Source organism: Bradyrhizobium sp. BRP23 (assembly GCF_020194135.1).
Taxonomy (GTDB): Bacteria; Pseudomonadota; Alphaproteobacteria; order Rhizobiales; family Xanthobacteraceae; genus Bradyrhizobium; species Bradyrhizobium yuanmingense.
Genome location: NZ_JADYVW010000008.1, coordinates 174288 through 187716 on the forward strand (window position 1 = coordinate 174288; position 13429 = coordinate 187716).

General features: G+C 65.5%; 14 protein-coding genes. 8 read left to right on the plus strand and 6 right to left on the minus strand.

Annotated features, from left to right (window positions below; translation table 11 throughout):
• Positions 1–73 precede the first annotated feature (73 nt).
• From I6F24_RS22595 to I6F24_RS22605, 3 genes are all read right to left on the minus strand, one after another.
• Positions 74–484, minus strand: a complete 411-nt coding sequence (locus I6F24_RS22595) for a DUF1622 domain-containing protein (protein ID WP_225151735.1) — start codon at positions 482–484, stop codon at positions 74–76.
• Positions 481–1701, minus strand: coding sequence for an OpgC domain-containing protein (locus tag I6F24_RS22600; protein ID WP_225151855.1), 1221 nt, complete (start codon positions 1699–1701; stop codon positions 481–483). The genes I6F24_RS22595 and I6F24_RS22600 overlap by 4 nt, the downstream gene beginning before the upstream one ends.
• A 66-nt stretch (positions 1702–1767) precedes the next feature.
• Entirely contained in the window at positions 1768–2013 is a 246-nt protein-coding gene (locus I6F24_RS22605) for a hypothetical protein (RefSeq protein WP_225151736.1), read from the minus strand.
• A 155-nt stretch (positions 2014–2168) separates the two neighbouring features.
• Between I6F24_RS22605 and I6F24_RS22610 the strand changes: the two genes are divergently transcribed.
• Entirely contained in the window at positions 2169–2423 is a 255-nt protein-coding gene (locus I6F24_RS22610; protein ID WP_225133732.1) for a hypothetical protein, read from the plus strand.
• Positions 2424–2547: 124 nt separating this feature from the next.
• Here the strand turns inward: I6F24_RS22610 and I6F24_RS22615 are convergent, their stop codons facing one another.
• Positions 2548–3882, minus strand: a complete 1335-nt coding sequence (locus I6F24_RS22615) for a S41 family peptidase (RefSeq protein WP_225112520.1) — start codon at positions 3880–3882, stop codon at positions 2548–2550.
• Between the two features lie 302 nt (positions 3883–4184).
• Between I6F24_RS22615 and I6F24_RS22620 the strand changes: the two genes are divergently transcribed.
• From I6F24_RS22620 to I6F24_RS22650, 7 genes are all read left to right on the plus strand, one after another.
• On the plus strand, positions 4185–5318 hold the full coding sequence (locus I6F24_RS22620; RefSeq protein WP_225151737.1) for an alpha-hydroxy acid oxidase: 1134 nt from the start codon (positions 4185–4187) through the stop codon (positions 5316–5318).
• 28 nt (positions 5319–5346) lie between these two features.
• On the plus strand, positions 5347–5970 hold the full coding sequence (locus I6F24_RS22625; protein ID WP_225151738.1) for an HAD family phosphatase: 624 nt from the start codon (positions 5347–5349) through the stop codon (positions 5968–5970).
• Positions 5971–6128: 158 nt separating this feature from the next.
• On the plus strand, positions 6129–6332 hold the full coding sequence (locus tag I6F24_RS22630; protein ID WP_036009959.1) for a hypothetical protein: 204 nt from the start codon (positions 6129–6131) through the stop codon (positions 6330–6332).
• Positions 6333–6553: 221 nt separating this feature from the next.
• On the plus strand, positions 6554–7762 hold the full coding sequence (gene glp / locus I6F24_RS22635; protein WP_225147133.1) for a gephyrin-like molybdotransferase Glp: 1209 nt from the start codon (positions 6554–6556) through the stop codon (positions 7760–7762).
• Between the two features lie 176 nt (positions 7763–7938).
• Positions 7939–8640, plus strand: a complete 702-nt coding sequence (lexA, locus tag I6F24_RS22640) for a transcriptional repressor LexA (protein ID WP_036009965.1) — start codon at positions 7939–7941, stop codon at positions 8638–8640.
• A gap of 389 nt (positions 8641–9029) precedes the next feature.
• Positions 9030–9464: a hypothetical protein gene (locus I6F24_RS22645; protein WP_025036527.1), complete on the plus strand. Its 435-nt coding sequence runs from the start codon at positions 9030–9032 to the stop codon at positions 9462–9464.
• 218 nt (positions 9465–9682) lie between these two features.
• Positions 9683–10624: a GAF domain-containing protein gene (locus I6F24_RS22650; RefSeq protein WP_036025211.1), complete on the plus strand. Its 942-nt coding sequence runs from the start codon at positions 9683–9685 to the stop codon at positions 10622–10624.
• A 6-nt stretch (positions 10625–10630) separates the two neighbouring features.
• Here I6F24_RS22650 and I6F24_RS22655 read toward each other — a convergent pair whose 3' ends face one another.
• Both I6F24_RS22655 and I6F24_RS22660 read right to left on the minus strand, forming a co-directional pair.
• Positions 10631–12910, minus strand: coding sequence for a ComEC/Rec2 family competence protein (locus I6F24_RS22655; RefSeq protein ID WP_036025213.1), 2280 nt, complete (start codon positions 12908–12910; stop codon positions 10631–10633).
• Between the two features lie 122 nt (positions 12911–13032).
• The gene (locus I6F24_RS22660; RefSeq protein WP_109143625.1) at positions 13033–13419 is read right to left on the minus strand and encodes a nuclear transport factor 2 family protein; all 387 of its coding nucleotides are present in this window, start codon (positions 13417–13419) and stop codon (positions 13033–13035) included.
• Between the last annotated feature and the right edge of the window lie 10 nt (positions 13420–13429).

Sequence of the window (13429 nt, forward strand, 5' to 3'; positions counted from 1 at the left end):
CCGATGGCGAGGCAGCGCGGGGCGGGTCGAGCCAAATAGACGCAAGGTGCCCGCAACTCTTACGGCGAACATGTCAAAGTGCGCGCGCAGCATCGCCCGCCTCCCTGTCATGCCTTCGCCACGGCCATCGCCCCTCGATTTCAATCTGAAGCGAGAAGCTCAGGAACGTTCGGATCACGATGATCAATGCCAGGACGACGAGCCGGTCCAACGACGGCACGATCGCGACCATCCCGATGATGTCGGCGGCAATCAGGAATTCGAGGCCGAGCAGGATGCCGCGACCAAGATTGGCGCGATAGGACCGAAATGCGTCGGCAGGCGCACTGCTTCGCATTTCGTTCAACGACCAGATCGTCGCAGCAAGCACGCCGCCGACGATCACCACCACCCCGAGCAGCTCGATCATCGAGGCGGTCCAGTGCAGGCCGTGCAGAACGACGCCCCGAATCTCTTCCGTGAAGATGGGCTCGGAATTGATCATCCGCCCGCCTCCTGGGCCGAGTGGCTCCTGTCGACGCCCTTCGACCACGTCCGGTAATAGGCGATGATCGTCATGATCCACAGACCCGCCGCACCGACGATCAGCTGCGCCCAAATTGCCTCGGATCCGGACTCGAGCACGAAATGCGCGACGAAGGACAGAAACAGGCCGACGCAAAACACCGACAGCGACTGCTGGCCGCATCTGATCAAGGGTTGCAGCAGCGGCGACTTGAGACCCGGCCAGTCGATCGGAATGAGCCGGACGACGATGAGCATCAGGCTGACCAGATGGATGACGCGATAGGGCGCGAGATTGGTCTTGTCGTTCGGAATGAAGATCGCAGCGAGCCCATCAGGGATGGAATCGCGCAGTCCAGGGATGCGTTCGGCTAGCGCCACGACGAGCGCAAAGAGCAGGACGGCACAGCTGAAGGCGAGCGCAGTGCGGGACGACAGCAGCCAGCGGTTCGCAGCCGCCCCTCCCAAGGCCAGCCAGGCGCCGAAGACGAACAGCAATTGCCAGGCGAACGGATTGAAGTACCAGACTCCAGCCGGATAGGACGGCAAGTTCCATCCGTAATGCCGGGCCGCCAGATACAGAGCGATCGAGCCGATCATCACCGCATTGCGCCAGCGCAGCATGACCCACAGCACGGCGGGGAACGCGGCCATCAGCACGATATAGAGCGGCAGCACGTCGAGATTAAGCGGCTTGAACTTGAGGATCATGCCCTGTGCGAGCGTCTCGACTGGAAAATCCATCAGCGGGGCGACGTTGAACTGGTCCATCAGATGAAGATCGTAGTACCTGTGCGCGACGTAGTGCACGGCGGTGAGATAGACGAAGAACAACAGCAGGTGAGCGACATAGAGCTGCCACACCCGCCGCAGCAGCCGGGTTGCTCCGATGACGAAGCCACGCTCCATCATCATCGCGCCGAACACGAAGGTCGCGGTATAGCCGGAGATCAGCACGAACAGATCGGCGCCGTCGCTGAAGCCGTAGTTGCGCGTCGTGAACCAGACCAGCGCGGAATCCGGGATGTGCCCGAGAAAGATCAGCCAGTTGGCGAGCCCGCGAAACAGATCGAGGCGCAGATCGCGCTGCGGCACGACCAGCACGGATCTGGTCGTGATCGTCTCCCACAGCCGACGACGCAACAGCAGCACAGCTTGCAGGGGCTGCGCGGGGTCGTTAACCGTCTCTTCAGTCAACTGCACGTGCTTCATCCTACGATCGGCATTTCGGGTCGCAACCTCGTCGCCGCTCGTTCGCCCACGCTAGGCTGCGTCGATGTTGCCGGCTTGACGGACATCAAACTCGATCGACGCACCAGCCAAATCTTTTTGTGATTCAATCGCGTAATGAATCGAGATGGATCTCGTCACCGAGCGGAACATCATCCGCCGACGACTGCCTGGCCCGCCCGGCGACGCGTCGAGGGCATGCGCAGGGGCGCCGAATTCAGGCGTCGGCTTGAGATTTTTTCCTGTAAGAAGCTCGCCGCTTCCCGTCGCCTGCGGCAACTCGACGAGTCCTCGCGTCTAAGCACGCCGGCATGCACATCGGCACATTGATCTTGCTCAACCCTGACGATCACGCTTCGGGTTTGGTTACGGCTAGATCAAGCCACCGGGACTTGATTGGCCCCAACTCGACAAGATCGAACAGGAGAAACCAAATGAGTCACCGTAAGCTGATCATCGCAGCCGCGATCATGTCCTTCGCCGCGCTGCCTGCGATGGCGCAGAAGAGCGCGACCGACGAGAAGAACGGCCACCACTATTCGGGCGGACCGAAGACCGAGGTCCCCCATCACATGGGCAAGAAGGAAAAAGGCGGCGGATCGACCAGCGGATCCGGCGGCAGCCACCATTATGGCGGCGGGCCGAAGACGGAAGTCCCGCACCACACCGGCGCGAAGAAGCCGCAATGAGCGTCGCAAGGCGATCCCGTCGCTACGCCGCGGCCGTGATCCCGCCGAAACGGCGCTGCAAGCGAAATCGCCCGGAAGCGGTCCTCCGCTCCCGGGCGAAACATGATCCGGAACGTCGTAAGATCTAGTTCGGCACTGCAGCCTTCGTCGCGCGCTTGGCGGCGACCGCATTTGCCGTAACGCCGTGGAGGAAGTCGTAGGCTGCGTGCAGAGCCTTGTCGTCCTTCTCTTCCGGCGGAACGTAGGACTGCGATCCGGTCTGCTCGGTGCCGTCGGCCGACAGATGCCCGCGCATCTGGGATTCCGCCATGGTGTCCATCCGCCCCTTTAGCTCGGGCGGCACGTCCTGGAGGATCTCGATGTCGGGCGCGATGCCCTGGGCCTGGATCGAGCGGCCCGACGGCGTGTAGTAGCGCGCCGTGGTCAGCGCCAGCGCGCCATTGCCAGAGCCGAGCGGGATGATGGTCTGCACCGAGCCCTTGCCGAACGATCGCGTGCCGATCAACGTCGCGCGCTTGTGGTCGTGCAGCGCACCGGCAACGATCTCCGAGGCCGAGGCCGAGCCGCCGTTGATCAGCACCACGATCGGCTTGCCTTTGGTGAGGTCGCCGCCATGGGCGGTGAAGCGCTGGGTTTCTTCCGGACTGCGGCCGCGGGTCGAAACGACCTCGCCGCGCTGCAAGAAGGCGCTCGACACCGACACGGCCTGGTCGAGCAGGCCGCCCGGATTGTTGCGCAGATCAACCACGTAGCCGGCGAGCTTCTCCGGCGGGACCTGCTTGGAGACCGAGGCGATCGCCTTCTTCAGGCCGTCGGCGGTCTGCTCGTTGAACGAGGTGATGCGGATATAGCCGATGTCGCCGTTCTCGACGCGGAAGCGCACCGGACGCACATGAATGATCTCGCGCGTGATCGCAACCTCGAGCGGCGCATCCGCGCCCTTGCGGATGATGGTCAGCTTGGTCTTGGTGTCGACCGGTCCCTTCATCTTGTTGACCGCCTGCTCGAGCGTCATGCCCTGCACGGCCTCGCCGTCGATCTTGCCGATGAGGTCGCCGGACATGATGCCGGCCTTCGAAGCCGGCGTGTCGTCGATCGGCGAGACGACCTTGACGAGGCCATCCTCCATCGTGACCTCGATGCCAAGCCCGCCGAACTCGCCGGAGGTGGTCTCCTGCATCTCGGTCCAGGCCTTGGCGTTCATGTAGCGCGAATGCGGGTCGAGCGAGGTCACCATGCCGGTGATCGCCCCCTCGATCAGCTTGGCATTGTCCGGCTTCTCGACATAGCTGGCCTTGACCCGCTCGAACACCGCGCCGAACAGATTGAGCTGGGAATAAGCATCATTCGCGCTCACTGCCGCCCGCGCTGCCCATACGCCGCCCTGCGGGCTCGCTACCAGAAGGGTCAGGCACGCTCCCGTGAGCGCGCCCAGGGGGAACAGCAGGGTTTTCCGCATGAAGGTGCCTTTTGCTTGGCGTTTCTCTTGAGGCTGGGAGACGCCATGCAAATGGCGATCCAGTCCATCTCTCACAATACCATTCTGGTTTCTTCAAGGCCGGGATGCCGCGCTGGCGGATACACCGAAGAAATCCCTTCGCCTTGGCCTAAACTTTTGGCAACGTTCCGAAACTGTTTCGAAGCAACACGACACCGGTCCGGGCCGCCCGCGCCTCGCAGCTATGCGATTTTAGGATGGTTTTGGAGGGCCGGACGCGATAGGCGATGCCGACAAGACTTCAAATTCTCGGGAGGACAACAATGAATGAAGCGCCCCGCATCCGGCCGGAACGGAACGTCGAGCTCGGCGCCAGCGACGAGCCGTTCCAGAACCTGCACGAGTTCATCCGGAAGGCGCGCGCCAACCTCAACCAGAATGCCTGGGACTACATCATCGGCGCCGCCGAGACCGAGACCACGATGCGGCGCAACCGCATGGCGCTCGACGAGATCGCCTTCCGCCCGCGCGTGCTGCGCGACGTGCGCAGGATCGATGGCAGCGTCGAGCAGTTCGGCCGCAAGCTGCGTCTGCCGGTGGTGCTGGCTCCCGTCGGCGCACTCGAGATCTTCGATCCGGATGGCGCGGCGAGCGTCGCGCGCGCTGCGGGCAGGTTCGGCGCGGCGCACATGCTGAGCTCGGTGTCCGAGCCCGGCCTCGAGACGACCGCCGAGGCTGCCCCCGATGCACTGCGTCTCTATCAACTCTATGTCCGCGGCGACGATGCCTTCGTCGCCGCCGTGGTCGACCGGGCCGAGAAGAACGCCTATGCCGCCTTCTGCCTGACCGTCGACACCGCCCATTACAGCCGTCGTGAACGTGACATCGCCAAGCGCTACGTTCGCGAGAGCCGCCTGCGCGCCACCGGCGGCGATTTCCAGAAGGGCCTGGAGTGGCGGACCGTGAAGATGATCAAGGACACGTTCAAAATTCCGCTGATCCTCAAGGGTATCGCCACGGCCGAGGATGCGCAGATCGCGCTCGATCACGGCGTCGAGTGGATCTACGTCTCCAACCATGGCGGACGCCAGCTCGACCACGGCCGCGGCGCCATGCACGTGCTGCCGGAGATCGTCGACGCCGTGAAGGGCCGCGCCAGGATCATGGTCGACGGCGGCTTTTGCCGCGGCACCGACATCGTCAAGGCGATCGCGGCGGGCGCCGACCTCGTCGGCATCGGCCGGCTGCAATGCTGGGCGCTGGCGGCAGCCGGCGAAGCCGGCGTCGCGCGGATGCTGGAGTTGCTCGAAGACGAGGTGCTGCGCTGCCTCGGCCTCCTGGGCGCCACCTCATTCGCCGAGCTCGACAAATCCTGCCTGCATCCGGCGGCCGCCACCAACGCGCCCAGCGTGTTCAGCGCGTTCCCGCTGTTCGACCACGAGCCCTATCGTTACTGACGCGCCATACCGAAGTGAAAAGGACGCAATGACATCGCTCTCTCCCGGCAGCGCGGATGCGCTGCTGTTCGACCTCGGGCGCGTTGTGCTCGACATCGACTTCTCCAAGGCGATCGCCTGCTGGGCGGGACATGCCGGCTGCCAGCCCGAGGCCATCATCGCGCGCTATGTGCGCGACGAGGCCTACCGGTTGCACGAGATGGGCAAGATCAGCGATGGGGACTATTTCGCCTCGCTGCGGTCCTCGCTCGGGATCGGCATCTCGGATGCGCAATTCCTGGAAGGCTGGAACGCGATTTTCGCCGGCGAGATGCCTGATATCGCCGAGCTGCTGCCGCGGGCGGCGAAGCAGATGCCGCTCTATGCCTTCTCCAACACCAATCGGCCGCACGTCGACCATTTCTCGAAGGAATATGCCGGTCTGCTCGGCCATTTCCGCGAGCTGTATCTGTCCTCCAGCATCGGCCTGCGCAAACCGGATGCCGAGGCCTTCGACCATGTCGTGGCGGCGATCGGCGTGCCGGCCGAGCGCATCGTGTTCTTCGATGACCTCGCCGAGAACATCGAGGGAGCACGGGCGCGCGGCTTGACCGCCGTGCATGTCACCTCGCCGCGTGATGTCGGGAACGCATTGAAAGCACTGGGGATCTGAGCCGCGGGAAAGCCCGGAGCGCGCTCACTTGCCGGAACAAAAACTGCTGAAGATGTGGAACCTGATCACTTTGTGCATTTTTATACAGAGTTCCGGGAACGGAATACCACCCTTCGGACTCATGAGTCCGTTGGGACTTCTACATTGGACTGATCGACGTGCTGGGCAAGACCTATCTCACCAAGCAAGCCTCTCTCCTGCTCGAATTCGCCAGAACCACCTCGGATTCTGACCTCTCCGCCAAGCTAATCAGCAAGGCCGCCGACCTGAAATCCCAGGCGGACCCGCTGCCGGACAAGGATCAGGGTCCCAAGCCGCCCGACGTCGCGGACATCAGTCCGGGCGATCCGACGGGGCGTTGAACGATGCTGGCCGTGGCGCTCGTCATTCTCGTCCTTGCCATGGCAATCCTCGTTCCGGTCTGTCTCGCCTTCCGCATCATGCCGCGGCGGAGCTGAGCCGACCTCCTCCACCCCCTGCGACCATGCAGGATAGATCATCCCGCGTGCTGCTTTGCCTCACGGCTGCACTCGGCTAGAACTCTCGCCGCCCATTGACTGATGTGCTCAGCAGGAGTTCGCCCGTGGCCCTGATGCCGGTTTCTGACGCGCTTGCCGCGGTGTTGGCCGGCGTCGAGCCGCTGGCTGAACAGATGGTTTGCCTCGACGAGGCCTACCATCGTGTGCTCGCCCGCGATGTCGCGGCGCGGCGCACGCAGCCGCCGGAGGCGATGTCGGCGATGGACGGCTATGCCGTGCGCACGGCCGACGCGGCAAACGATTCGAGGTTGACCGTCGTCGGCGAGGTCGCGGCGGGCCGGCCGTTCGCGGGAAGCGTCGGCCCCGGCGAAGCCGTGCGGATCTTCACCGGCGGCGTCGTTCCCGACGGCGCCGATGCCGTCGTGATCCAGGAGGACACGGCTGCCGACGGCAAACATGTGACGATCAAGGAAGCCGCCATTTTCGGCCGGCACATCCGCCCTGCAGGCGTCGACTTCCGCGAAGGCGACGTGCTGCTGCGCAAGGGAATCCGTCTCACCGAGCGCGATCTCGCCCTTGCCGCCGGAATGAATCATCCGCATCTCGCCGTCATCCGCCGCCCGAGGGTTGCCGTTCTCGCCACCGGCGACGAGCTCGTGATGCCGGGCACCACGCCTGGTCGCGGCCAGATCGTCTATTCCAACGGCTATGCCCTGCATGCGCTCGCCCGCAGCGAGGGCGCCGAGACCATCGACCTCGGAATTGCCGCCGATACACTGGAGGCGACGTCCGCCGGCATCCGCCGCGCGCGCGAGAGCGGCGCCGACATCCTGATCACGACCGGCGGTGCCTCGGTCGGCGACCACGACCTGGTCCAGCAGGCGCTCAAGGGCGAAGGCATCGCGATGGCGTTCTGGAAGATCGCGATCCGGCCGGGCAAGCCGATGATGCACGGTCGGATAGGCGCGATGCGCGTGATTGGCCTGCCCGGCAATCCCGTGTCGTCCTACGTGTGCGCCTTCCTGTTCATGGTCCCCTTGATTCGCGCCCTGTCGGGCCGTTCAGCGATTCATCATCGGCGCGAGCGCGCCGTGCTGGGCCGCGATCTCGCCGCCAACGACCAGCGCGAGGACTATCTGCGTGCGCGGCTGGAGGAGCGCGACGACGGCACGCGCGTCGCCCTTCCGGTCAGCCATCAGGACTCCTCCCTTCTTGCGAATCTCGCTGCGGCACAGGTACTTCTGGTGCGCGCACCGTTCGCGCCGAAGGCCGAGGCCGGCACGCCTTGCGAGGTGCTCCGGCTGCCCGTCTGAGCCGCCCAGCCACACGCATTCCGCGAGCTTGGCCGCGTTCACCATAAATTAAGCAGTTGCGGAACACATATCGAACATATAGTGTCCGTTCATGATTTGTTTCGAGGATGTAGCGGCTTAGTGCCGGCTTCATCGTGTCGGAATCGAACGACATCAACCGGGGGACTTTGGTCGAGATGTTGACGCGCAAACAATACGAGCTTCTGCGGTTCATCAGCGAACGTCTGAAGGAAAGCGGCGTGCCGCCGTCCTTCGACGAGATGAAGGATGCGCTCGACCTGCGCTCGAAGTCAGGCATCCATCGCCTGATCACTGCGCTCGAGGAGCGCGGCTTCATTCGCCGCCTGCCCAACCGTGCCCGTGCCATCGAGGTGATCAAGCTGCCCGAGCTCCAGGCCGCCGCCGGCAATCGCCGTGGCTTCACCCCGAGCGTGATCGAGGGCAATCTCGGCAAGGTGCGCGCGAGCTCCAGCCCGCCCGCGGACGAGGGCGAGCGCCCCGTCGCGGTGCCCGTGATGGGCCGCATCGCCGCCGGCACGCCGATCGAGGCGCTGCAGACCCGCAGCCATACCATCAGCGTGCCGCCGGACATGCTCGGCTCGGGCGAGCACTACGCGCTCGAAGTGCGCGGCGATTCGATGGTCGAGGCCGGCATCCTCGACGGCGACATGGCGCTGATCCAGCGCAACGAGACCGCCAATACCGGCGACATCGTGGTGGCATTGATCGACGACGAGGAGGCCACGCTCAAGCGCTTCCGCCGCCGCGGCGCCTCGATCGCGCTCGAGCCCGCCAATGCCGCCTACGAGGTCCGCATTCTTCCGCCGAACCGCGTGAAGATCCAGGGCAAGCTGATCGGGCTTTACCGGAAGTACTGATACGGGAAACATCAAGCGCCGCGCGCGTTTCGATCGGCATCGGCGATCCAGGATCGGAGCGGATACTTGTCCGCTCCGGCTGGACGGTTTCTCTGGTTCTGCGCCGGCTGTCCGGTCCATCTTCCCGCGCGACATTCGCCCGCGCAGGCGCGCAGCAATCTCGCTCTGCTTCACCGGTAGAGTTGTGCCGGCAGTGCTGATAGCTCCGGCCGAATGCAAGGACGCGAGGTTTGTTCCTATCGAATCCGGGAAAGATAATGTGATCGCGCGCTGCGGACGCGAGCCGCAGATTTGCCCATAACCGAGCAGAGCGTTGTATGCTTCCACTCTGATAGAGGCCTGCGCCTCGAAAGAGACGCGGGTCGCTATCCCAGCATGAGGAGCACCCGATGTGTGACTACAGCCTGCATGCCGTCGCGACGCGCCCCGCCGAAGTCGGCGAGACGATCGTCACGACAACCTTCCGCGGCACCTCGACGCGCGGTTTCGCTTCCGAAGCCGATCCCTCCGTCGCGGTCTGTCTGCTGCCGGGGACGGAGCTCGCTTTCGCCGACAACGTCCGCTACGACAACCGCTGGATCTGGACGCGCACCGTGAACTCTCGCGTCGGCAAGTTCGGCAAGATCGACCCGCACATTCCCGATCGCCATCATGACGCGATCGAATTCCCCGACGGCAAATACGTGCTGGTGACGCAGCTCGTCGAAGGCCAGCGCGCGACCGTGCTGCAATTGCCGGTGACGCAGCCAGCCCCCGAGCGCGAGCACAAGCCGCAGATCGTCGCCGACACGCGGCCCACGATCACGCGCCTGCCGATCGGCTGACGCCCTTCGGCCGACAGGCCGAGCCCGGGATTGAAATTGCCGTCGCCGGCCGAAGGCCGGCGAGCCCGGCAAGTTTGTGTTTCAGGACATTCGATCGGCGAGCCCACCGCCGCGCCTCGTCGTCGCACGAAGTTTGGGCCGTGCTGCCCGCATTTTGAACGTCCGCTCCGCAGCCAAATGACCGATGCTGTCGTGGTTTGAGGCGGCGGACACGCTCGATGAAGACCTTCATTCGCGTCGTTGAACTTTGGGTACCCGACCGGACGCGCATGCGGCTGGAATTCGGCGGCGGCCTCTACGACGATGGGCTGTCCGCGTTCAAAGCCGTCAGCGAAGAGCTGCACTTCGGATATGACGAGGGACTTCCAGGCAAGGCCTGGGCCTGTGGCCACCCCGTCATCCTCACGAAATTCGCCAACTCCTATTTCAAGCGGACCGATCAGGCCGCTGCGGCCGGCCTCACCTGCGGCGTGGCGGTGCCGGTGTTCGCGGGCGAATTCCTGCAAGCCGTGCTGGTGCTGTTCTGCGGCGACGACGAGGCGCATGTCGGCGCGATCGAACTCTGGCACAACGATCCTGATCTCTCGCATGAGATGGGGCTCGTCGATGGCTATTACGGCACCGCGGACATGTTCGAATTCAACTCCCGCCACACCAGATTTCCGCGCGGCTTCGGCCTGCCCGGACGCACCTGGAAGGCGGGCCTGCCGCTGATCATCAAGGACTTGCACGACGCCAAGAGTTTCCTGCGCTGGGAGGACGCCGCCAAGGTCGGGATCAATCTCGGCGTCGGCGTGCCCTACCGAACCGGTACCGACCAGACCTGGGTTCTGACATTCCTCTCCGCGCAGGCAACGCCGATTGCGCGACGCTTCGAGATCTGGGTCCCGAACGAGGACCGTTCGGCGCTGGTCTTTCGCGCCGGCGATTGCAGCGCGCAGACCGACCTCGCCGCACGCTATGCGGCGCAGTCCATCGCCAGGGGCGAAGGCAGCATTGGCGGCGCCTGGGCCGCCGGCATGCCCGCGCTCAACGACGATCTCACCCGTGACGGCTCGATCGCCGGCTCCGAAGCCTGCGCAGCCGGGCTGAGCCGAATGGTGGCCCTGCCGGTCATCGGCAACGGAGGGCTTGACGCCGTGCTGGCCTGGTATTTGTGATCCGCGTCAATCGTCGGCCTGCAAGTCGGCCTCCGATGGCGTTGCGTCCCGGTTGCGGGGCACGGCCGCCTTCGGCACGAGGCTGCCGTCGAAATCTCCCTCGCCGGCGCCGGCCGGCAGCCAGGGACGGCTTGCTCCCCTCGTCCTCACCGCCTGCACTGAAAAGCCCTCGCCGCGTCTCGTCAGAGCCAGTGCGCCCTGACTGGCAAGACGCGCCCGATCGACCACCATCGCCGCGCAATCGGGTGGCGCAGGCCGCGCCGTCACCACCAGCGCGGCGCGGCTGCAATCATCGGCCAGCGCGTCGATACGCGTCGCCAACGCGATCAGTCGTCCGTCCGCGAGCGGCGCCACGCAGCCGGTCTCGTCACACGACACCCCACTCGCCAACGAGGCGTTGCCGGCATCGCGCGGATCGGCATCGGCAGCCAACCACTCCTTCAGCAGGAAGCTGTCCTTGCTGGCGCGGATCACCTGCAAGCGCCCATCGCCGCCCCGGACCGCGACGCTCGCGCCATCCCCGGCAATCAGGATATCGGGCTGCCGCACCGACAGTCCCCAGAGGATCGCTGCCAGCAGCACCAGGGCGCCGGACCAGCGCAAGGGCGTGCGCAACAGGCCCATCACGATGAGCCCGAGGCTCGCTGCAATCAGCGGCGCGATCCCGAAGGCGGGAATTCGGCCGACGGCGCCCGGCAGGGCCGCCACCCAGCGCGCGACCAGGACCATCCACTCGATGCCGATCCCCATCAACCACCAGAACACGCCGTCGAGCCCGAAGGGCGCCGCGAGCAGCCCCAACAGCCCGGCCGGCATCACCAGCGCCGAGACCACCGGCATGGCGCCGAGATTGGCGAGCACGCCGTATGGGGTCACGCGATGGAAGTGGAAGGCGGCGTATGGCGTGGTCGCGAGCCCCGCGATCAGCGAGGCCAGGAACAGCATCGCGATCTCGCGGCCGCCCCACAACGCGATCCGCGCCGTCGCGGAATGATCGGGCGAGGCGAGCAGGTTCGGCATGCCGATCTGCACCAGCGCCACCAGCCCGAGCGTTGCCGCAAACGACATCTGGAAGCTTGGATGCACCAACGCCTCCGGCGCGACCGCAAGCACGATCAGCGCGGCAACCGCCAGCGTGCGGAAGGTGATGGCGCGGCGGTCGACCATCACTGCGATCAGCACCACCGCCGTCATGAAGAACGATCTTTGCGTCGCAACCTCCGCGCCCGACAGCAACAGGTAGAACGCGGCCGCGACCAGCGCCGCGGCGGCCGACCATTTCTTGATGGCGGAGCCGGCCGCCAGCCCCGGGATCAAGGCCAGCAGCGCGCGCACCGCGAAGAAGACGACGCCGGCGACGACCGCCATGTGATAGCCGGAGATCGACAGCACATGGCCGAGTCCCGAGACGAACATGGCATCGTTCACGGGCGCGGTGATCGCATCGCGCCGCCCCGTGAGCAGCGCCGTCGCGATCGCGCGGTTATCGCCTTCGAGCGTTGCGCGGATGCGCGCATCGATCGCATCGCGCAGGCCCTGCATGAAGGCCGCGTAGCGCAGCCGCAGGCCGCCAGCATCCGGCGGCGTGGACGCCGTGATCGCGCCCATCACGAAGCCGGAGGCGCCGATGCCCTGGAAGAACATGTCGCGCGAGAAATCATAGCTGCCGGGGCGCACCGGCGAGATCGGCGGCATCAGCCGCGCCTTCAGCTGCACGAAGCTGCCAACCTCAGGCGCCGTGCCCTTGCGCACCGAGAGGCGGACGCGCTCGAGCTTGACGTCGCTGCGCTGCGCCTCCATCGCGCTGACGCGCAGCACGAAGCGGTCGGTGCGCTCGCGGATGTCGCGCGCTTCCACGAAGCCCGACAGCGACACCGAATAGAGCGGTTTTGCCAAAACGGTGTGCGCGATACGCGCGGTCTTCCAGGTCGCCACGGCAAAACCAGCCGCGACCGCCGCGAGCATGATGGCGGGCGCAAACAGCCGGCTCCGCCGGAGCAGCACCGCGCCGAGCATCAGCGCGATGGCTGTGGCAGCAACCACCCACAGCACCGGCTCATGATCGGCGGCGAAATAAAGCGCAATGCCGCCGCCGAAGGCGACCGGCACCCACGGCAACAGCCGGCCAGGCCCGGCCTCGCCCCGAGCCCATTGGCGCAGCGTCTCGATGATCGCCGGCCAGATGCCAAAGCCCGCCGGCGCAAAACCGCCGGCCGGGGTAGCGCGGCCGACCGGCCACGTCCCGGCAACTCCCTGGGACCGTCCTGGCCGGCCCGGCTCCGCCATTCCCCTGCACCTTACGATACGCGACGGCTGCCGAGGCTACCGGACCGTGCGGCTGCGCGAATAGCGGTACGGATCGGGAACAGGCAAAGACCGCCCTACTTTCTCCGGGCTGGCGCCCGTTGCTAGATCAGCGGCGCCTGCGACGAGGCGTGGTGATTGACGATCTTCCAGCCGCCGTCCTCGCGGATGATGACCCAGCTCATCTTGACGACGAGATCATCCCGCTCGCCCGCGAGATCGAACGTGATGGTCGCGGCCATGTTGATCAGATCAGGGCCGGCCTGCGCGGCGTGCACGTCGGAGAAGGTCGCGCTCGGCCTCCCCCAGCGCGGCAGGCCGTTGAAATAGTCGGCGACGCCATCTCGGCCGCGATAGAGCTTCGGATTGGAGCCGAAGAAGAACGCGTTCCTCGCATAGAGCGAGGACAGCGCGGCCGCATCGAGCGCCGCGAAGCCGGCGCACCATTTCGCGATGATGGCGGAAACGATGGCGTCGGCCTCGCTGCTCATGTCCTGCTCA